Here is a 22,534-nt window from a genome sequence, read left to right on the forward strand (position 1 = left end):
AAATTTAAAAACGGATAGACAATAATGAGCAATAAAATTGACACTGGTTAAGTGTCAATATAATTTATCGATTTAAATGAATAATTAAATTGCAAAATTATTAATAAAATTTATCCAAATCAGAGTTGTTTAAATCTGCAACTTCAAAATCAAGAAAATGTTTTGAGTTATAGACCAATGTTTCATTGTTATGGTTAAATGTTAGTTCTAGATAATATGAACCAGATGTTCTTTGGCTTTTATCAACATTAACTTGTATTGAATTAGACTCTTGAGCATTAATAGAGCCTTGTTGTACTGTTTCAATTTTTGAGCCATTTTTATAAATAACTTTATATTGAATAGGGTTGCTAATATTATTGTAATTTTTAATGTTAAAAATGAATTTAAAGCTGTAGTTATTATTCAATTCACTTTGTTGCTCATTTTTGTATAAATTGTGTCATTTATAGTATTTATTGCTTGGGCTTTCATTAAATAAAGTGAAATGAGTTTGATTTTGATCAATTACAACCTGGCTTGCCTGTGATCAAATTACGTTTTTGTTTTCATTGCCACGGTAGTAGGCCTTAATCAAAATATAACCGTTGTCACTTGCGTGTATATTATTTTTAGTTAATTTTAAATCTCGTTTTAACACCCCTTTTAGTATTGGGGTCAAGGAAGTTACACTATTTGTATCAATAGCTGAACTTGAATAGTAAACATCGTAGAGCATATGTTGAAGTTGATTTTCTGAGTAATCAAAACCATTAGCAACTTCAAAAGGAATTGGGTAACCATACTGATCTAAGTGTGTTTTATCAATATACATTTTCATTGGCAATTGCTGAGTTATTTTTAGTTTATTAGACTCAATAATTCATTGGTTTTGAGGGATTTTAGCAATAATTTCGTCAAGTTTTTTGTAATATTGTTCAATTTGCTCTTTAGTGTAACTTTTACGGTTAGCTTGAATTTGCTTTTCAAGAGTTTTGAATTCTTCTCTTAGGCTGGATTTGTGAGTGTAAACTTTAGCGCTTTCACTAAACATATATGTGCCAAGTGTAGCTCGAGTTGAAATTAGCTTACGTCATAAATCATCACTATTGTGTTCTTTTTTGCTTGTATATGACAATTTTTCATTAACTTTTGCATCTAAAAGATTTATTGAAGTGGTGTGTTGAACATTACTATTATCTTTAGTTCCTTCCGCCATAAAATGAAGCTGTTGACTTAACATATCCAATCTAATCTGAGTCATTGTCGTAATTTTGTCAAATTTGGATTTATCTGTTTCACTTAGTAAATCAGGTATTTTAATGTCTTTAAGTACTGATTTTTGTTCAACTAAATCAATAATATCAATGACTACTTCACCATCAGTATTTTTATGAAATAAGTATAACAAGCCGTTATGATCATAAGTTCGGTGGAAAAAGCCATCTAAATTGATTAAATCAGCGAATTTATCACTTTCAATTAGCTTATCTTTACCTCTTTTTACAATTTCTAGCTCAGTTGAATTAGATTTGATACGGTAAAGGTAATTTTGCTGGTTGTATTTGCCTTCCATTTGACGATTAGTAATCATGTATCAATAACCATTACTGTAGAAATATCTTGCAAGTTTTTCTTGATATGATGGTCTATCAGTTAATTTCAAAAAACTTTTGTTAAAAAAATCTTCTTTAGCAATTTCATTGTTTTTAAACATGAAATCTCATGGTAAATAACGCAATAAATCATACCCAACATCAGTATAGGCGGAAATACCAACATGTGGAGCAGCTAATGAATCAATGTAGTTACGTGTATTTTTATGAATAAAAATGTCTTTGTTTGTTTCTTGGCTTGCGCGTCCATCGTCGATGAAAGCACCATCAACTCTATATCATTTTTTATCATTTCCGCCGTTAGGATCAAAATAAGCGAACGCATATTGGTGCAACATATTGCCAGAAGGTTTGGGAACAGCTTGAACGCCTGCTAATTGAAGCAATAAGGCTATAGAGGTCCCATATTGTTGACATACTCCTTTACGAGTATTCATGGCGTGTTGAAGATCTTGATAGGCTGCTAGATCATCGTAAATAATGTAATCGCAAACATAACGGGTGATGGCGTAAACTTTGTCCAAATCGCTCATACCTTCGCTAATTTGTGCTAAACCATTTTTAATAAAATTTAAGTAATTATCTTTATCAATGCCTTCATTTACTCAGTCGATTTTGATGCTACTTGGTAATTTTTCAATTGTTTTTAGTCTAATGAAACTATCTTTATGTGTTTTTGAATTGGGGTTGCTTAAAACTTGGTCACCATTTGCAGTTTCAGTTTCAAAATAAATTGATCTTAGGCTAAATTCAACATATAAATGATCAATTCAGCTTTCTTGCAATCATTCTAGCAATGCCTTAGTCATATTACGTGCATCAAAATTTAACTGAGCTACGTTATAAGCATATATGTCGTTACTTTGAATTAATTGCTGGAATAATTTTTTTAGCTCTTTAACTTCCGCTTCACTATCGCCTATTTTTGATTCTCTGGTAGTTAAAACAATTTTTTGATTTTCAAGTTCATTGTAAAAAACACTGTTTTTATTGTAATTTTGCACATTATTTCAATCAATTATGCTTGCATGATTGATGCGTTCTTTAGTGGTTGGATTTAAATCATAATCAATATCATCTTTATAATGCTCATTTTTTTCTAATTGATATTGATCATTAGGCTTGAATGTAGATTCTGTGTTTTGATGCGAATTATCTTGATCATTTTTTGGAAGTTGACTGTTCCCTTGAATGTTATTTTCATTTTTTGGATTTTCGGGCTGAGGTTGCGATGGTTTTTCGCTTTCTTTGTCGCCATCTTTAGGTGCTTGCTGATTGGGCTTTGTTTCTGGCTTAATTTGTTCTTTCTCTTTTGTGGGAGGGGTGATGGGTTTGGGGTTAATTGGGTCTGGAACAATAGGTTTGCTTGGAGCTATACCTCTAGTATCAGCTTCTTTTTCCTTTTTAGATTCTTGGGGAGTGTGTTTTTGAACACAGCTGGTTGAAAATAGTGTAATTGTTGATGCTGATAAACATAAATTCAAAAATAATTTGCTTTTTTTCATGTTGACTCCTTATCTGATTCAACTGTTAGTTTCTACGCAATATATCATGCTTGCTTGACCGCTGGGTGTGCCAAAATTAAGTACTTTTTTAACTTGCGGAAAGACTTGGCTAGCTTGATTAATGTCTATAGGTGTTTGACCAGAAATGTTAGCACTAGTCACATACATTGGGCCATTAGCTAGTAAAAATTCAATCAACCCTTGTTGATTAGGCATTCTAAAACCTTGATCATTAACCACCACGCTGTATGGTCCTGGTCAATGTTGTAGAGCAAATTCATCTGCTTGCTCATTTCATTCTTTAAACTGGCGAGCTTGCTCTATAGAACCAACTAGTATCATAATTTTTTTGTGCAATGGACGCTGTTTTAATTCATATATTTTTTGGAGCGTTGTTGAGTTAATAGGACCACCTAAGCCACAAACTGTATCAGTGGTGGTGATAAATAAATCATCATAATTTGCCATATTTTTCCTTATTTTAGTGTTAATTTTTTGGTTTCAAAATCAACAACAAATGTTTTTGAGTTTGGTATTTTGTACTCTAAATCGTGTATATTGGTAAAAACATTGCCAATAAAACCTAGGATAAATTCATAAACTACTATCATTGCTATCACATCATTGTGACAGTATTCTTTGAGTTTTTCAACTTTGGCGTTTCATTCTAAATCACCAGTTAAACCAGTGCAGCGATTAGCTGCTAATTCCAAGGCCATCGAACCATTTTTGATTTCTAAGCCAGCATATTCTTTAATTTCATTGCGATATTTGTACCCGCTTTTAGAAATTAATTTTTCTAATTTTTTAATACTGGTGTAGCCTAATAGCTCCATAATACGTATTGATTTTAGATCTTTACTAGCAAATGTTTGCAAGCGATATGAATCACAAAGCTGTTTGTATTCATCTTTAGTGCCACTAAAATTTGCAAAATCTAGCTCAAAGCTAGGTTTGTGCATTAGTGAGTGTTTAACATAATTAGACACGTAAAATACTTGGTTATCAAGTTCACATTTTTGGGTAAAAAAATCTAATAAATCAATAGTATGATCACGAATGTGCAAAACAATAGACTCAAAATCCAATAGATTATGTATATTGCGTAATTTTAATTGCTCAATAAATTGTACATCTTTTTGTTCAAAACGTTTAGCAACTAAATCCCTTATTTCTAAATTACGTGTGTTTTCGTAACTTTTATTAAACACAACATACTTATCCGCTTTATTGTGATACACTGCCAAAATTACATCAACTAAATCTATTAAGGTAATATTTTTGGGGTCTTTTAAGATGTCTTCTTGATAAATGTGTTCACCGTTTTGGGTAACAATTATTGAAACTTGGTGTGCGATTTGGCGATATGATTTTAAGCCATCAAATATTGTTAAAATTGAACTCACACCTTCATAGTCGTATCAAACAATAATTTCATCTTGACGCATTAATTCACTCAACAATTCTAGTGATTTATCAGTAAAATAGTTAGGAAAAGCATATAGTTTTTTAACTTCTTGCTTATGGGTGTTAATGAATTTTTGATCCAGTATTTTTAGAGCATTACCGGTACCACCATAACCAGTAGAATAAAGATATTGCTCACCTAAAATTAATGAAGTAATTCTTTTTAGTTCGGGATTTTTGCCTCATGAACTTGTATCTAAAGGCATAGACAGTTGCCATTTATTTTGTTCGTTAAGTTCAGAATATATTGGTAAAGACACAGAATAAGCTTGAATAATATTATCAATAGTTTGGTCAAAATCATTGAATTTATGTTTAGCTTCTTTTAGATCAATAATTTTATTTTCTTGCTGTCATTTTGCCACTTGTGACACGTTAGGATTAGATCAAACTTTAGAATATTTAACTGAGTTAAAAATTGTAGAAACCAAATTTTCACAGTATGCATTTTGCGAGGCCAAACCAGAAGATATCAAGTTTTTATAATACACTTCTTGATCATTTTTAATTGCGCTTATACCCTCGCGCTTTACTGATCCCGCAGTATTGCTTGAAAAGCAACCTTGTGAAATTAAAAATGGAATTGAGCCTTGTTTATAAATATCAGCATCATAATGAAACAAAATAAAAGCAATATTTTTGACTTTTACACCCATTTTTAGCGCAGTATTATAAATAAAATATGCTTTTAAATAATCATCCAGGCTAGTGCTAGATTTAGCTTTTTGCAAATAAATTGTTGAGCTGGTTTTATCGTAGGCAAAAGCACTAGCTTTAACCACAAAATCAATTTGTTGTTGGGTGTTTGCTAAATAAGTAAAAGTTGGATCAATTAGCAATGTTTTTGCGTTATTTTCAATAAATTCATTGAATAAATCTGGTGCATTGTGCAATAAGTTAGTTGGAAAAATGCGTGTATTAAAACTCACTTGCTCAAGATCAATGTTTAATTCTTTAATTAAAAAATCCACAGCTAATTTATAAGCTAAAGCAAAAGAATTTTTGTTTTCGCTAGCATAGTTTCAATCACTGCTCAAAAACTCACCTAGTGTTTTTTGGTAGTGTTTATCATACATTGTGGCTTCTTCATCTTCTTCGTCGCTGGTGATTTGTTCTAAAAAATCAAAATTGTGACTTACTGAATCGTTTTGTTGAGTTGGGGTGTAGGCTGGATTAAGGCTAAAGCCATTAGCGTCAGTGTTAGGAATAAACTTAACCTCACCATTAGCATCTTTTTCAGCTCAAATAAAATAAGGCTGGCATGTATAGCTTGATTTAAAATGACTAAAGCTGATAACTTTAGTCTTATCTTTATCTAACTTCTTCAAAGGTAATATCTGCATCTACTTCTCCTAAACGTTTTCATTTTTCAAACACTTCTCTTCATTCATCTTCATTGTGGCAGTTTAAATACTCAACAACTTTTGCATCGCGTCTAGCATCATAAACAGGGCTGATACCAATGCGAGCATAATAAGTTCAAAACTCTACAATTTTATTTAAATCATCTTTGGCTTTATTAACATCAACTTTGTAGCTGTATTGAGCAATATTGCGTTGGTTTAAATCTATGTTTTGCGGATCCAAATAATCTTCTTCTTGCAAGTAAGTAGCGACTATGGCATAAATTGGATAACCTAATAAATAAGCGTATAGCTCTGCTTGCTTGCGGTAGTCTAAAGGAACGTCCATATTATTGTTTTGTTCTCATTGAGCTTGTTTTTTAGCTTGCACAGCTTTCATCTCTAACACGATTTTTTTAGAAGGGATTAAGCCATCTGGCACTCCACCAACGATTTGGTGCGTGTTTTTAAAATAATCATAACCTACTTTAGCGGCTTCAATATGTTGAATATCAAGGCTAGGAAATTTTTGTTGCATTAGTGCAAACACTTTTGGCTCTACCGCTTCACCGGCTTTAACATATTTGCGTTGCAAAATTGGTGGAGTTAAACGAGCCATGTGTAAAAATGCTAAAAATTGGCCCTTGAATGCATCTGTTTCAAAAATATTGCCAATTGAAGAACCACCAAATTTTTTAAACCCATTACGCGAGCCTGCGGGATTGGCTAAAAGTTCTTCGTGATAAAAGCTTTTTAATTTTAAAGTTTGACTTTTTTGATCTAAATCATAGTGTACACCGTTGTATTTACGCATCTTTGCTCCTTGCATATATATTTTATTACATAAAATATAATACTTTTTTACAAAAACGTAAATAAAAACTCGCTAAAAGCGAGTTTAAATGTAATTACATTATCTTAAAAAGTAAAGAATAATAACGATGATGTCAATAATAATGATTGCTGAAAGAACAAAGATTAATAATCATTCAATAAAACCAATACCTTTTTTAGCTGGTTTAGCATATTTTTTAACTTCAACTGGTTTAATAACTGGTTGTGTTTGTTCAACAACTTCTGCTTTAGCTTCTTTGACTTCTTCAACAACTTCGGGTTGGCTAGCAACTTCTTGTTCAACTTCAACTGTGTTAGTGTCTTGAGCTTCAACAAATGGGTTTAATCTAGTTGTATCTGCTGTTACAGTTGAAAAGTCAAATAGAACTGTGGCTGAATTACTTCTTAGACCAGAAGCGCTTAAGTAGTAAGTTACATATACATGTAAATCTGAAGTAACATTAATTTCTTCAACGTTTACTGATAAAGCTGAATCTGTTTTAACATGCAAGCTTCCTACTTCAATCAATGCTGGTTGGTCAGTAATATCTAGATAAATTGAACTTGTTTGTACTAATTGTACAAATTCTTCTTCGCTTAAAATTGAATCTTGAGCTCATAACACAGAATTTGTTAAATCACGACCTCTAAAGTCAAAAGCAACAGTTTGTGATTGTGAAACAAATGAATCTTTTGCGTAGTGGTATGTAACAAAAGCAACATCTTTGCTTGATACGTTAACTTGTTCAACAACTAAATCTAAGTCAGTTGTGGTTTTTAGAACGTGTGAACCTAAACCTAAAGCTGTTGAATCTTGTTCAACTTCAGCATAAACTTTAGCGTCAGCAACTAGCAAGTAAAATTGTTCTTGTGTTAAGTAATCTGTTTTAACTTCTCTAGCGTAAAGTCTATCTAATGTTAAATCTCTATCTGTAAAGTTAAATTCTTTAACGAAAAGTTGTGAAACGTGTCCATCTCTTGTGAATTTGTAAGTTACGATTGCTTTATCTTTGCTTAAAACATTGATTTGTTCAATTAATAATTCAACTTCTGCATCTGTTTGAATTTGAGGAGCAGATAGTGTTAGAGCTGAAGAATCTTTGTCAACTTGAGCAAAAATTAATGCGTTTGAAACAATTGAACCAAAACCAAATGAGCAAATAGCTGGTTCAGATGGGCTTAAAATTGTTGAATTTTGAGCTAATTTTGCGTAGTTAAATCTCGCAACTCTTGAATCTGAAACTTCTTTGCCGTTTGTGAAGTGGTATGTTACGTATGCGTTAGCGTCACCTGTTACATTGATTTGTTCAACTTCAACATCTAGATCAACTGTTGCATGAATTCTGTCAGCTGATAATTCTTTAGGTGTTGGTTTGTCTTCAATATCAGCGTAAATTGAAGCATTTTCCAATAGTTTAAAGAATTTGTCTTTTGAAGGTTGTTTTTTCGCAGGTGCTTTGTCAACTAAGTCTTCTTTGTTGATGTATTCAATTACGTCTTGATCTTGAACTTGATCTTGTTTAATACGTTTTAGAATAATTTCACATTGTTCAACAGTTGCAGTACCTCTGAATGCTCCATCACGGTGGAATCATACTCTTGTAGGTGCTTTAGTTGCTAATGATTTTTCAATGAATGAAGTTAAGGCTTTTTCGAATGTTTTAAAGTTTTGGTGTGTTTTTAGACCTTGTTTTTTAAGGTTGAATGACATGTTTCTGTCTTTGTCAAATTTTTCAGCTAGGTAAAATTTAACTAATAATTGTTTGTTTGTTGCCATTATTTTTCCCCTTTACTAATGTAATTTATATATCTAATGATATATTAAAAAAGAAAATTTGTGAATTAAAACAATAAAAATATTCAACTTTTTTGTCTTGTTTTATTGAACCTGTTTTAAGTGTGTTTATTGAGATTGTTTTTGCATCAATAAACAAATAAAAAATTAGCTAAATTACGTTAGCATTGGCTAAGTAATTGCTAATTTTTTCGCGTTGATGTTGAGTAATTTTGTATCCTTTGGCATATGAAATGTTGTATGTTATAAACGCAATATATACATCCATACTAATTGAATATGCTTGGGGAATTGCTTTAGTTCACACTTTATCATCAGAGCTTTCATAACCATTTTTTAGAAGAATACATATACGTGAATAATAAAGCTCAAACATAACAATTATCATGATTAATAGCTGTGCTACGAATATTCCCAAACCTGCTTCTCAAGGAATAAATTTTCTTGGAACCATGTGCACTGCAACACTTAAGATTATAAGTATGCCAATTGTTATTAAAAAAGCGTGTAATTTTTTGTTTTTTCCCCGTTTAAGGATTTTATCCAATTGGCTTTGGCTTAAGCCAATTGCATTGAAATTTTGACTAGCCAATCATCACCTCCTCGTGAATATATTCATAGCTAAAGGCATTATTTTTCTTACTTCCTCATACAAGCACTGTACTGCTAATGCCGAATTGACCAATAAACATAATGATAATAATAAAGATTTTGGAAACAATATTTAGTTGCGACGTTACGCCAACGGTGAGCCCAGATGTACCAAACGCTGAACAAACTTCAAAAACTAAGTGAGCAAAGTTAAAGCTAGAAGCGTTTAATTTGCCGCCATATGTAGATAAACTTGAAGCACAAATTAAAGACCAAACAAACACTAAAAGTACTGAAATTGAGAAAATTATTGAACTCATTTTAACAGTATCGTCAGGAATTCGGCGTTTGAATGCTCTTACCGATGATCGACCTGTAATTTTATTAATTATTGCCATTACCAAAATGGCAATTGTGGTGGTACGAATACCCCCACCCGTCGAAACAGGACCAGCACCAATAAACATCAATATAGCCATCATGATAATTGAACCATTACTTAAGTGTTCAATGTTAATGGTGCTAAAGCCAGCTGAGCGCGTAGAAATTGATAAAAAGAACAATTGTCAAGTTTTTTGAGCTCAATTACCATAAACTTCTTTGTTGAAAAATAGTTCTTGTTTAGCAGGCATTTCAAAACACATCAAGGCTACAAAACCGATTAAAGTTGTTATAGCATAAGTGGCAGTTGAGAGTTTAGTGATTAATTTAAAAACATATTTGGAGTGATTTTTGCGGTTTTTGATTTTGTGTTTAACAAAGCCAATTAAATCGTAAATAACTGGAAAACCTAGCCCACCAATGATGAATAGGAAAGCAAAATAAAGTTGTAATTCAATGTTGTTATAATAAGCCAACAACGAATTTTGGCCAATAATGTCAAAGCCAGCATTGTTAAGAGCTGAAATTGAGTGGAAAAAGCCATATCTAAAGGCCAAAGCTCAGTCATATTGAGGTGAAATATATTCGCCATGAAACTCGCTTGAACCTATGGTTCGTGGAGCTGCTAAATAAAAATAAAACGATAAAAAGATTCCTGAAATTAAAGTAATGATTAAAAGTGTGGCTACGGAATTAAAAATTATCTTTTTAGTGGTTCCAAACTCATCTGAGCCACGTTCGTGGGCAATAATCCCCATTTCGCTGATTGAATTTTTAGCTTTTGGAAAAAGCAGTGTTATAAAAAAGATTTTTAAAGCAAAAATACCAATTCCGCCAGCTAAAATTAAAAACGCAATAATAGCTTGACCAAACATATTTCAAGTATTGTAGGAAGCTACCGTAACTAAACCTGTATCACTAAAAGCTGAAGCGGTTGTAAAAATAGCGTCCATATAGCTCACTTGCACTTTACCACTTTGGCTGAGCGGACTGACTAAAAATAAACTTGAAATTATAATGATGCTTAGATAAGTGATAAAGATAATACGAACGTTTGAAATTTTTTTAATTCAATGCATTGACGAAGCAAAAAAAGATCGAAATCTTGAATCGCGCCATCTTTTGCCGATATCATTTTTTCTCATGCTCTAAATTTTAATACATTATATTTTTATAATATTATAATTATTAATAAATATTAAGGAGTTATATGCGCAAAAATTCAATCCAAAATATTGCCGTTATTGGTGCAGGCCGTTTTGGCCAAGCCGTAATTAAACAACTTTTAAAAATGAAGGTATCTTTACTAGTAGTTGACAAAGATGAAAAAAACTTAAAAGTTTTTGCCGACAGTGTTGACAAACTAGTTTTAGCAGATGCAGCTGACACTAAATCATTAAAAGCTTTAGGAATTAAAGATATGGATATAGTGGTAGTGGCAACCAATGATAATATTGAAATTGTAGCTGCTTTAACTGAACTTAAAGCTGATAATATCATTGCACGTGCCCAATCTGATCGTCACGCCAATGTGTTGCAACAAATTGGCGTGAAAGTAATAATTAGACCCGAGCAAGAAGCTGGAATTAGAACTGCTTTGCTAGCAGCTAATCCTAACTTTGCTAAATATTCATTAGGTTTACAAGAGTTAGGTGATGGTTTTGTGATGGGAACAACACTTTTAACTAACTCAAAATTTGTTAATAAAACTTTAAAAGAATGTAAATTTGTGGAAAAAGGCGTAAGCATTGTTTTAATTAAAAGAGGTGCTGAAAGCATTTTACCAAGTGGCTTTAGCATTTTGCAACAAGGTGATTTAATCACAATTTTGGGTAAAGTTAGCGACGTAACTCATGTATTTGGGGTTTTGAACAAAGAATAGTGGTAATTTTTACCACTTTTTTATATTTTTTTAATTTTAAAAAAACGCTATTTTTTGGCTTTAAAAATGCCCAAAATTGCGTTTTTATTTTTTTGATTTTTTTACTTGTAAAATTATCAATTTTATTGCTATATGCGTGCGTGAATTGTTGTACAATAGTGGTGGATAGTGGAGGAAAGTGGTGTACGGACAATATGAAAGATCAATCGATGCCAAAAACCGTGTAGCATTACCAGCAAAGCTGCGTGATGCCTTAGGTAGCAAGTTTTACTTGACTGTTGGCATGGACAATATTATCGAGCTGCGTGATGAAAATGAATTTGCTAAATTGACTGCAGATTTAACATCGCAAAGCATTTATGATAAAAACGCCAGATTGTTAAAAAGATGATGACTAGGTAACACTCACGATGTAGAACTAGATTCACAATCTCGCTTTATTTTGCCCAAACAAGTACTAAGCAAAGGAGCTATCCAAAAAGACGTAATTTTTATCGGTGTAGGTAACTCTGTGGAATTATGAGGTGCAGAAAACTATGAAAATTACACCAACTCAATTAGTGAACAAGAATTAGCACAAGCTGCTCAAGCACTAGCAAATAGGGAGAAATAATGAAACAAGATCATTATTCAGTACTGCTTAATGAAACTATAGATGCATTGAATATCAAACCTGATGGCATTTATGTTGATTTAACGCTGGGAATGGGCGGGCACAGCTCAAAAATTTTAGCTAAGCTTACAAGCGGACACTTAGTTGCTTTTGATAAAGATGCTTTCGCGATAGAGAAAAGTCGCACACTTCTAAGTCAAATCAGCAACAATTTCACATTAGTACATTCAGACTTTAAAAATATTACTGAAGAGCTAAATAAACTGGGAATTAAACAAGTGGACGGTATCATAGCTGATTTAGGAATTTCTTCGCCACAAATTGACAATGCCATTCGTGGCTTTAGTTATAACAAAGATGCCAGACTTGATATGCGTATGAATCAAGAGCAAACATTAGATGCTCACTATCTTGTTAACAATTACAGTGTTGATCAAATTAGACAAATTTTAATCGATAACGCAGAGGTAAAGCTAGCTGGTCTAGTTGCGAATGCCATTGTGCAAAATCGTCCAATTGACACAACATTGCAATTAGCTGACATTATTAGAAACTCTTTGCCAGCCAAAGTTGTTAAGGCAAAAAATCCTTGCAAAGCAATTTTTCAAGCAATTAGAATTGAAGTAAATAATGAACTTGAATCATTGCGTGAATTATTAAGTCAATGCACTGAGTTAATCAGTAAAAATGGCTCAATCGCCATCATTACATTTCACTCATTAGAAGACCGCATCGTTAAACATTTTTTTGGTAATTTAATTAAAGATAAATTACCTGCCAAAATGCCAATTAACGAAGCCAAAGAATACAAAGTTAAAGTTATTGACCCAAGTAAAAACGAACTTGAAGAAAATGCACGCTCAAGAAGTGCACGCCTAAGAGTTTTAACCAAATTAATCTAGCGAAAGGAGTGCTAAATGAAAAATTTTGTTGTTAATTACTACATTACTAAAGCTAAATTTGAAGCAAACATTGTTTACATCAATAATGCTACATTTAGCACAATCTTTAGCACAAGCGTAGATGCAAATAAATTTGCAGCACTTAACGAGTTAATTGATCAAACCAAATCTTTTGTTAAAAAACACTTAAACAATAAAAAATATACACTGCAAAACGCACTTATTTTTGATGATGAGCTATTGCAACACCATATCTTAAGAAATTCATGAGAATTAAAAGTTAATGGGCAAGTTAACGCTTTACATCAACAAGCTTTTGAACAATATTTAAATTCTTCAAAGCAAAATAAAGACTTTTTTACCTTAAATCAGCAAGCATACATGTATGAGTGCTTAAATGAGTCGCAAATAAAAAGATATAGCGTTTTTCCCATCGGTAAAAACGCATCAAAAATCACTTTTTATCATTCATTAACCATAGTAAGTAAACAAGATGCTCTTTATACCAATGTAATTAATCTATTCAATGCTAAAAATGTCAATTTAGACAAAGTAATGCTTTCAAGCACTTGCTTAAATGCAACGCAAAATAAAGATGCACACAATGTGCTAGTACAAATTGATTTTAATAAAATAGCAATTAATGGATTTTTCAATAATGTGCCTTTATACAGTGAAATTAAAACTTTAAAATTCGATAGTTTTTTCAATAAAATAGCACAAAAATATGCAATTTCAACTGAGCTAACACACGCATATGTCAATGCGGTGATTGCGAATTGACGTTACCATATAGCTAATTTAAATGCAAACACTAAAGAAACAATAATTTTTATGGCTTTAAGTCAAACCTTAAAAAACATTTTGCAACTGGTGCAAGCTTCACATCAAAACAATTACGAATCAAATCAACAAATTGAGTACGTAATTAAAGGTTTTGATGCTGAGTTTGTTGAGTATTTGCTGGCCACAAATACTAATTTGCAACTTTCAACATTTAGCGCAAATCAACACAATGAACAAATTTTAAAAGCACAATTTTTAGGTTCAGCTATATTAGTGAGCGGAACTAAAGGTGTTGATTTAGTACAAACACTAAACGATATTGACAATTTAAAACCAAAAACATTCATGCAAAAAGTCTTAACCATGTTTAAAAACGAAAATGCCTAAAGGAGCTCAATGCAATCTAATCAACAAATCAAAATTAAAGTTATTGGTGTTGGTGGAGCGGGTAACAACATTGTTGGCTCGCTAGCAAACAAAAACATAGCAAATTTAGACTTAATAGTAGCTAACACAGACTTTCAAATTTTGCAACAAAGCGAAGTAGAAAACAAACTTTACCTAGGTACTTCAACCAATGGCCTTGGTGCTGGTGGTGACCCAAAAATTGGGGCCCAATGCGCTCAAGAAAGTATTGAACAAATTGAAGGAGCAATTTTAGATGCACAAGTGTTAATCTTAATTGCGGGATTAGGTAAAGGTACAGGAACTGGTGCTAGTCCCATTATTGCTCAAAAAGCAAAAGAAAAGGGTATTTTAACTTTAGCACTATTGACTACGCCAATGCAAGAATTAGAAGGTTCACGTGCCAGTGAAATTGCCAGCATTGGCCTAAGACAAATTAAAGAATGCGTGAATTCATATATGGTTATTAGCAACGCAGCATTAATGCAACAAGGTAAAGAATTTCCTTTTGCTCAAGCTTTAAGATTAGCTGATGAAAATGTAGCGAATGCATTAAGTATCATTAGTGAAATAATTAATCAACCAACCTTAATGAATCTTGACTTTAATGATTTTAAAAACATTTTGCAAAATGGTGGCAAAATCATTATGGCGAGTGCAAAAGCAAGTGGCGAAAACAAAGTTAAATTGGCACTTGATTTAGCACTAAATTCATGCTCAATTCTCGAACAACCACAACATTATGAACACTTAATTTTCCATTATTTATTGGATAAATACACTTCTTATGCTGATGTGCTTAGTTTAAAAAATTCGGTGTTAGAACATTTCAATATGGACGCAACAATTGACACTAAACTAGGTATTGGCTCATATAATAGTAAAGATCCTAAATCAGAATGCTTTAAATTTAGCTTTATAGCTACTGAACAGGGTGGTGATAGCGTTGATGATGAAGTGCAACAAAACCAAAATGAGCAAAATATTACACAAGAACAAAAAGATATTGATGAATTAACTAAAGGAATTGATATATTCGGAAGCGAAGGTGAATTCTTTAGCGATATCGATTTGATCAACCGAGACAAAATTCCCAACTTCTAATCTTAACCAGCATTAGCTGGTTTTTTTATTGCGAAAAAATAACAAAAAAATAACGCCGAGGCGTTATGATCTTGTTTTAACATCTTTAACAATGAAAGCATGATCCATTTCATATCTTAAACCATCGCTTGTTGTAAAGACTGCACTACCTTTAAATGTTAGGGCTGTATGGTGCAAGTTTCAGTATAGCCCTTTGTAAATACCGCTAGCATGTTTAGTACTAAAGCTTACTTGCAAGTCTGGGTAGTGTTTTAGGAATTGATTAATATTGGTAATTTGTAATGTAGACAAATCAGTTGGCGTGTTTCTGTGCGAGGTTAAAGTCATCGCGTAAACACGGTAACCGCCTTCTTGACTAACTGGTGTTAATTTAGTATTAAGCACCTCTTTAAATACAAATAGTTTAGTTGAAGCTTCCGCTCCTGTGATTAAATCATTTTTTCGTCTGATGATTTCATCTTTTTTAGTATCCAATGATTTTAGAAGGGTTAGAACATTTCTTCCAAGTGGTAAGAAACCATCTCTTCAAACTGTATTAATTTTATCTCTATCACTAAGTCTGGTTCTTACATAGTTTCTAATTTCATTGTATTTTTTAGAAAATATTTCTGAGGCTTCAGTCATTGCGTTGATCTCATTTAATTTCTGGTTATATGTTTCATCGCTTCAGCTATGACCATTTGTATTGAAGTCGTTTTTGTAGCTTTCTACTATTGAAGTAATTTTTTGTTTGATTAAATTAAATTCACCACTTAATGATGCAACTTGAGGATCATTATACTCTCTAATTTGATCGCGTAATTTATCCAATAATTTGTCAAAGTGCTTTTTAGTACCTCTATTTCTGTCTTCATCAACATAAATTCTACGTTTTAGATCCTCTGCTTGCGCGTTAGTTGCATTCGCATCTGCGTTTAACCTATCGTATTCAGCACGATATGTGTGTTTTTGTTGATCATTTAGTTGGCCAATTTCTAGTATTAGATTTAAACGCAACATTCTTTCAGTAAATTCTAATTGATCTGATGCTTTAGTTTCGAATTCAGTTGCTTTAGCTATAGCTTGATTGAAGTTATTTTCATCAAAGTTGGTTCCTAATGCTTCTTTAAAAGCATGTCTTGTAGACTCAAATACTTTTTTATCAGCTATACCTGAATCGTGAATACCTTGTACTTTTTCGTTGTCATGCAAGTTAGGTGCAGTAGTTAATTCTCTTGCTTTATTTTCAAAAACAGATTTCATTGCATTAACAATATTATTTACGTTTGTACGTTGATTTGATGATAAATTATCGTTTTTCTCTTTAATTCTCTCTAAATTATCAGTGTCAGTTGCAATATTGCTGTTCAGTGTTTGTTTGTAAGCATTAATTGCATTTACTAATTGATGATTATTGGCATTGGTTTTGGCTAAAGCATCTAGTTTTTGAACGGCTTCATTAAAACTATCAACTTTAGTTGCATTTAAATCTCTTTGGGTTACATATTCAGCATCACGTGCACGAGCATTTCTTTCAATTTCTTGAACTCTTGCAGTAGTTTGAGCTGCTAAAATATCACGCTTAAATGCTTCTTTATCTGCGTTTGGTGTATTTTCAAGAGCATCAATTTGAGTTTTTAAAGTTTTCTTACGAGTTTCTAGAGCTTTAAAATTATTAACAACTTGTCTGTAGTCCGAATCACTTTCTTTGTTTTTAAAGTCTTCTTTAACTAGATTTTTAGTAGTTTGATCAAATTCAGGTGAATTTTGTACGTTTGAATTGAATAAGCTGGCTTTGGTGCTATTTTTGGTTACTGATTGATTTTTCAATTGGTCAATTCTGTTTATATCTGTTAAAGAATTAATTTGACCTTTAATTCTGTTTTTCTCAGTTAAACCAATAAATTCTAGAGCGTCAATAGCAGCAATGGCATCACGACGAGCTTTAGATAAACTATCATGTTCTGCACGGTTAACGATTGCGTTAATTTCAGCTTCAGTGTTTGCGTTAGTTAATTCACGTTCATAGTTTTGTTTTTGAGTATTATCTAGGTGTGAAAAGCCTTTAATTCTATTATTGGCTTGTACTTTTTTATCTGATAAAGTTTTTGCTTCATCAAATTTAGCTTGTGAGTTTTGTGTAGTAGTTTGTTTTTTAATTTGTTCATTTATTACATTATTTTTGTAATTTTGATTTAACAGAGGTAATCTGTTTAATTGATCAATTAACTGTGTGTTTTTAGTGTTTAAATCTTTAGCACGTTGCACAAGTTGATTTACAGCCTGTACACTTGTTTGTTGTGCTAATTTATTGACAAATTCAGTATTTTTTGTACCTTGATCAATGTTGGTTAATCTTGCCAATTCATTTTTAGCATTTTTACGTGCTTCATTTAAGCTATTTCATTTGTTTCATACAGCTTCAACTGCATTTGAATCAGCTGCTGACTTAATTTCACGCTCAAATTGTTCTTTTTCGTTTTGAGTTAACTCAGTTAAGCTTGATTTTTGATTTAGTCTGTTTTGACGTGAACTATTTTGGGCTTTAGCATCGTTTAGCAATCTTTCAATTTCAGCTTTAGTTCTAGCTTGATCAATGCTCGATTTAATTCTGTTGATAATTGAAGAATCTAAGTTGGTTAATGCTTCAACATCTTTTTTAGCGTTATATTTAGCTAATTTAAGTTCAACTGCATCTACTTCAGGTTTGTTTGAAGCTTCTAGTAATTCTGCGTTAAATTGATTTCTAGATTCTTGAACACTAACTTGATCAATTTTGGTTTTAAGAGCTTTTTTGTATTGATTTAATTCAATTAATTCACGTTTTTTATCATTTCCAGCTTGAGTACCTTGTGAAGTAATAATAACGTTTTTAGTTTGCAATTTTTGTTTAGCTGAAATCAAATCTAAGGCATTGATTACATCATAGTTTGCTTTTTTGCTGTTATTTAAGTTTGTAGCTTCAGTTGTTTTAGCGTCAATTTGTTGAGTATTATTTGCGTTTTCAACAGCATTACTAAAGCTTAATTTTTCTTCTGGAGATAAAAATTCTAACGCTCTAATTTGGTCTTTAGCTTGAGCTTTTTTGGTGTTTAGAGAAGTTGCTTTAGCATAGATTCTGTCAACTTCTTCATTTGTATTGGCATTAATAATTTCAGCTTCAAGAGCAGCTTTTTCAGAATCGCTTAAACCGCTAAGTCTTTTAATTTCAGTATTTTTAGTTGTTTTATATTGACTTAAACTTTGTGCTTCATCTTTCTTAGCGTTTGATTTTTCAGCACTATCTTGAGCTTTAATTTCATTAACTTTAGTATTTACGTATGTTGGGTTTAGTAAGCCTAATTGTTTAATTGTATCAATGTTTGCTTTATTTACTGAATCTAAGCCTTTAGCTTGATCTAAAGCTTCTTTAACTTTGTCAATATCGTTCGCATTAGTTACTAAGGTTGAATATTTTGTTTTTAAGGTTTGATCAATGTTTGCTAAAGCATTGATTTCAGCTTTTGCTTGAGCTTTTTTAGCATTCAACACTTCGTAGTTTGAAACAATATTTTCAATACTTGCTCTATCTTTTTCTTGCTTGATTTGATTTTCATAAGCTGTTTTTTCAGCTGCGGTTAAGTCGTTTCATGAATTTTTTAGAGCAATTTTTTCGGCTTTAAATTGATTTAATTCTTCAGCTTGACGTTTAACATTTTCAATGTCTTGAGTGCTTAAAGATCTATCAATTGAATCCTTAAATTCAGTTTTGTGTTCATTTGAAAGATTATTTAAAGCATCAATTGCGCTTTTAGCAATATTTTTCTCATTGTTCAACGAGTTAGTTGAATTTGCATTGGCAACAATTTCATCAATTTTGGCTTTGTTAGTTGCGCCTTCAACTTGAGTTTTAAGTGAAGATTTTTCTTGCTCTGATAAATTAGTTAAAGCGTCAATATCGTTCTTAGCTTTAGCTTTTTGATCTTTTAGCAATAAATCATCATAAACATTTTGCGCTTCCTCACGTGTAGAAGCGTTTTTAACCGCATCTTTAGCAGTGTTTTTAGCTTCCGCTGTTACGTTTGTTAAAGCACTAATTTGGTTAATTAAGCCTTTTTTGAAGGTATTTAAACTTTCAGCTTGAGCCTTAACTTCGTTAGAAGATGTTAAATCTTCTTTCGAGGTTAGATCCAGAATAAAGTTTGTTTTATCATTATCGCCTAATGAGTCTAATGCGTTGATTGTGTCTTTAATTTGTTTTTTATTGGTTTCTAAGGCAGTAAATTCGCTTTGAATTCTGTTGTATTCGTCAGCAAGTTTAGCATTGATAAATTGTTCTTTGACTTTTTCTTTGTATTCAGAACTAAATTCAATTGAATTTTTAATTTTTGAGTTAAAAATGTTTTCTTTTGCAGTATTTTTAGCTTGAATTTCGCTTAGTTTATTGGCAACCTCAGCAGTTGAATTTAGATTATTAATTGTGTTTGCTAGTTCTTGTTTTTCAGCATCACCAATTCATGCAGATGAATTAATTTTACTAATTGCTTTAGCTTTTTCAACAGCTAATTCATCTCCACCACGTGCTTCTACTAAAACGACATTAACTTCGTCTGGAGTGGTAGCCGCATCAATTCTAGCATTGTATGCACTGACTTTTTCAGGGGTTAAATTGCTTAGTCTTGAAATTTCTTCTTTTGCTAAGGCTTTAGCTTTTGCTAGCTCTACATCTTTAGCGATTTTATCTACTTCAGTTTGTGTTTTAGCTTTTTGTAATTTATCTTTAAAGCTTTGTTTATCTGTATCACTTAATTTTGTTTGAGGATCTTCAATAATTGCTTTTAGAGTGGCTTTATTGGCATCTAATTGTTTAGCAGATTGAGCAATCACATCACTTAATTCATTTGTATCTGCTTTTTTAATTGAGTCAATAATTTCATTTTTGGTTGCTTCATCAAAATTACTTAGTGCATTAACTTCAGCAATATTAGAAGCTTTGTGATTATTATCGCTTTGGGCTTGAGCTAAAATTGCGTTTACTTGTTCAACGCTATTTGCATTTTCAATTTGGTTAATGTAATCTTGTTTTTGAGTATCAGAAAGATTTTCTAGATCACTTACGCTAGCTTTAGCATCTTTTTTAGCTTTGTTTAAAGCGCTTGCGTCTGCGATGACTTCATCAACTTGAGCTTTTGTGCTTGCTCTATCAATTAATAATGAGAAGTTGTCTTTATCATTTTGGTTTAAATCTTCTAGAGCGTTTACTTGATTATGTGCTTGATCTTTAGAAGCATCTAATTCTTTGTATTTATTAACTGCGGTTTGAATTTGCTCGCTATTTTGAGCATTGAAAATTTCCTCATTTGCACGTTGTTTATCAGCAGTGGTTAAATTAGTTAATTTAGCAATTTCTTCTTTGGCCAATTGTTTTTCATTTTGTCTTGCACGAGCTTTTTCTAATACAGCGTTAGATTGTTCAATGTTTGTGGCACTTAACAATTCATTGTTCACAAAACCATTGATTTCGCTTGGATTTAAATCACCAGACAATGCTTCAATATCAGTTTTGATTGCATTTTTAATAGTATTGAAGTCTGTAGCTGCTTTAACTCAATCGTTTACGCTATTAATGTCGTGCGCTTCAGCTTTCATACTAGAGATTAAGTCGGTTTTTTGGGCAGAAGAAATTAAGTCTAAAGCATTAATTTCTTTAGAAGCTTTTTCTTTGGCGTTTGCTAGTTTAGCTTGATCAAGAAGTGCAAGTAGTTCTTGTGGATGATTTACTTGCGCAACTGAGTTTTTATAGCTTTGAATTTGGGCAGGCGTTAAATCAGTTAATTGATCTAGCTCTGAATTGGCAATTTCTTTAGCTTTGGCAAATGAATTGGTTTTGTTCTCTAGGTTTTTTTGTTTTGTTGCGTTGAATCTATCTAGTTGATCTTGTTCATCTAAATCATCTACATTTATTGCCAGTGTATCAATACGGTTAGCAATAATTGCATTGGCTTTATCAAATTCGCTTGCTAAAGTGCTAATATCTTGTGAATTTGTTACAGTTTCATTTGAAGCGTTAACTTCTTGTTCAAGTTTATTTAGCGAGTCAATAATTTGTGAACGCATGTGAGACAGTTTTTCAACTAATTTATCGTATTCACCTCTTGATTGAACAATTAAAGGTCTTAATTCATTAATATTTTTGTTACTTACTTCTTCATCAATAAAGTTTTCAATTAAAAAGTCAGATGCATCGGTTGATCTAGAAATTTCAGTGTCAAAAGCTTGTGCTTGGACTCTACCATTTTTTAGTGTTGTAACAGTTTTTGAGTTTGCTATTTGTTCATTTAATGCATCAATACGAGCTTGAATTTCGCTTAATTGTCTATTCTTTTTACCATTGGTGTCAAGATTGTCTCATTCGTCAATTAAATCTTGAACTTTTTGTTTTTTATCTAGTACTTTTTTGGCTAATTTTGCAAGGTTATCTTGATGTTGTTTTGAATCAGAAGCAACTTTTCTAGCTTCATTTAGTTCGTTTAATGCTTGCGTTAATTTTTCATTTGCTTCTCTTAAACCTGGAATATTAATTTCACTTGTACGTGTTAATTTGTCTAGAGCGTTATTAACTGTTGTAGTAGCGCCTTCCACCGCATTATTAACAATGTTTGTGTTAGCTGTTAAACGTTGTTTAGCTTCATCAATTTTGGCTTTTAATTCAGCTATTTTTTGTTCTAGAGCAGTTAACGATTGTGCTGCAGTTTCGTTTGATTTAGACTCATTTTGAGCTAAATGTGCATAATTTTGTTCAATTATTACTAGGTCTTTTTCTGCATCATTGATCGCATCTTCAAGAGTGTTCACTGAATCTTTGTTTTGTTCTAGATAATCGATGTGGCTTTGTGATAGTAGAGTATTAGAATCAATAATTGATGTTAAAGCCTTAATATCTAGATCTTTTGTCACTTTTTGCAATTCAGCTAGTGCACGTCTAATATCACGATCACGTTTTAATTCTGTTGTGTTCAAGTTTGCAAAATTTTGTGCTAAAACAGGCAAGTCAGCAATTGCTTGCTTGATTGCATTTTTTAACTCAGCTAAAGTAGTTTTGTTTGAATCTAGACTTTGAATATCGCCATGAGCAACGCGGATGTTTTCATTGATTTGGTCAATAATGTCTAGTTTAGATTCTTCGCTTAGGTTTGATTGATTAGAAATTGCAGTAACAGAAGCAACAGCTGTTGTAACAGCTGCCACACCAGCTAGCGATGCTAAAATCTTAGTTTTTGAAATTGCCATATTTACCTTCTTTGTCAAAATGTATAAATTGTCTTTCAATTATAGTCATAAAATTATAAAATGTATGCAAAAAATCAATATTT

At 31.9% G+C, this 22,534-nt stretch carries 13 protein-coding genes; 5 read left to right on the forward strand and 8 right to left on the reverse strand.

The window, feature by feature from the left end; all coding sequences use genetic code 4:
* Positions 1-100: 100 nt before the first annotated feature.
* The 7 genes from T329_RS0101880 to T329_RS0101910 all read right to left on the reverse strand — a co-directional run bounded on the left by T329_RS0101880 (position 101) and on the right by T329_RS0101910 (position 10,464).
* On the reverse strand, positions 101-3,100 hold the full coding sequence (locus T329_RS0101880; protein ID WP_029608752.1) for a transglutaminase-like domain-containing protein: 3,000 nt from the start codon (positions 3,098-3,100) through the stop codon (positions 101-103).
* Positions 3,101-3,109: 9 nt separating this feature from the next.
* On the reverse strand, positions 3,110-3,568 hold the full coding sequence (locus T329_RS0101885; RefSeq protein ID WP_029608753.1) for an L-threonylcarbamoyladenylate synthase: 459 nt from the start codon (positions 3,566-3,568) through the stop codon (positions 3,110-3,112).
* Between the two features lie 8 nt (positions 3,569-3,576).
* Positions 3,577-5,910: a UU173 family protein gene (locus T329_RS0101890; protein WP_029608754.1), complete on the reverse strand. Its 2,334-nt coding sequence runs from the start codon at positions 5,908-5,910 to the stop codon at positions 3,577-3,579.
* Positions 5,879-6,724, reverse strand: a complete 846-nt coding sequence (locus tag T329_RS0101895) for an MAGa7180 family putative nuclease (RefSeq protein ID WP_084273866.1) — start codon at positions 6,722-6,724, stop codon at positions 5,879-5,881. Before T329_RS0101895 ends, T329_RS0101890 begins: the two co-directional genes overlap by 32 nt.
* Before the next feature lie 99 nt (positions 6,725-6,823).
* Positions 6,824-8,521 carry a hypothetical protein gene (locus T329_RS03775; protein WP_051630131.1) on the reverse strand — a complete coding sequence of 566 codons (1,698 nt, stop codon included), beginning with the start codon at positions 8,519-8,521 and terminating at the stop codon, positions 6,824-6,826.
* Between the two features lie 169 nt (positions 8,522-8,690).
* Positions 8,691-9,131 (reverse strand): MAG0130/MAG3770 family membrane protein, encoded by a 441-nt coding sequence (locus T329_RS0101905; protein WP_029608757.1) that lies wholly within the window; start codon positions 9,129-9,131, stop codon positions 8,691-8,693.
* Positions 9,124-10,464: a TrkH family potassium uptake protein gene (locus T329_RS0101910; protein ID WP_245595523.1), complete on the reverse strand. Its 1,341-nt coding sequence runs from the start codon at positions 10,462-10,464 to the stop codon at positions 9,124-9,126. The genes T329_RS0101905 and T329_RS0101910 overlap by 8 nt, the downstream gene beginning before the upstream one ends.
* A gap of 257 nt (positions 10,465-10,721) precedes the next feature.
* On the opposite strand from T329_RS0101910, the gene T329_RS0101915 reads away from it, so the two are divergent.
* The 5 genes from T329_RS0101915 to T329_RS03780 all read left to right on the forward strand — a co-directional run bounded on the left by T329_RS0101915 (position 10,722) and on the right by T329_RS03780 (position 15,203).
* The gene (locus tag T329_RS0101915; protein ID WP_029608759.1) at positions 10,722-11,393 is read left to right on the forward strand and encodes a potassium channel family protein; all 672 of its coding nucleotides are present in this window, start codon (positions 10,722-10,724) and stop codon (positions 11,391-11,393) included.
* A gap of 181 nt (positions 11,394-11,574) precedes the next feature.
* Positions 11,575-12,006: a division/cell wall cluster transcriptional repressor MraZ gene (gene mraZ / locus T329_RS0101920; RefSeq protein WP_029608760.1), complete on the forward strand. Its 432-nt coding sequence runs from the start codon at positions 11,575-11,577 to the stop codon at positions 12,004-12,006.
* Complete coding sequence (gene rsmH, locus T329_RS0101925) at positions 12,006-12,908, forward strand: 16S rRNA (cytosine(1402)-N(4))-methyltransferase RsmH (RefSeq protein WP_029608761.1); 903 nt, start codon at positions 12,006-12,008, stop codon at positions 12,906-12,908. Before mraZ ends, rsmH begins: the two co-directional genes overlap by 1 nt.
* A gap of 15 nt (positions 12,909-12,923) precedes the next feature.
* A complete protein-coding gene (locus tag T329_RS0101930) occupies positions 12,924-14,081 on the forward strand; it encodes an MAG3720 family protein (RefSeq protein ID WP_029608762.1) in 1,158 nt (385 codons plus the stop codon).
* A 9-nt stretch (positions 14,082-14,090) separates the two neighbouring features.
* Positions 14,091-15,203, forward strand: a complete 1,113-nt coding sequence (locus T329_RS03780; protein WP_051630132.1) for a cell division protein FtsZ — start codon at positions 14,091-14,093, stop codon at positions 15,201-15,203.
* A gap of 63 nt (positions 15,204-15,266) precedes the next feature.
* Here T329_RS03780 and T329_RS0101940 read toward each other — a convergent pair whose 3' ends face one another.
* The gene (locus T329_RS0101940; RefSeq protein ID WP_029608764.1) at positions 15,267-22,451 is read right to left on the reverse strand and encodes a GA module-containing protein; all 7,185 of its coding nucleotides are present in this window, start codon (positions 22,449-22,451) and stop codon (positions 15,267-15,269) included.
* Positions 22,452-22,534: the final 83 nt, after the last annotated feature.

It is taken from the genome of Mycoplasma simbae ATCC 49888 (assembly GCF_000702705.1).
GTDB classification, from domain to species: domain Bacteria; phylum Bacillota_I; class Bacilli_A; order Mycoplasmatales; family Metamycoplasmataceae; genus Mycoplasmopsis; species Mycoplasmopsis simbae.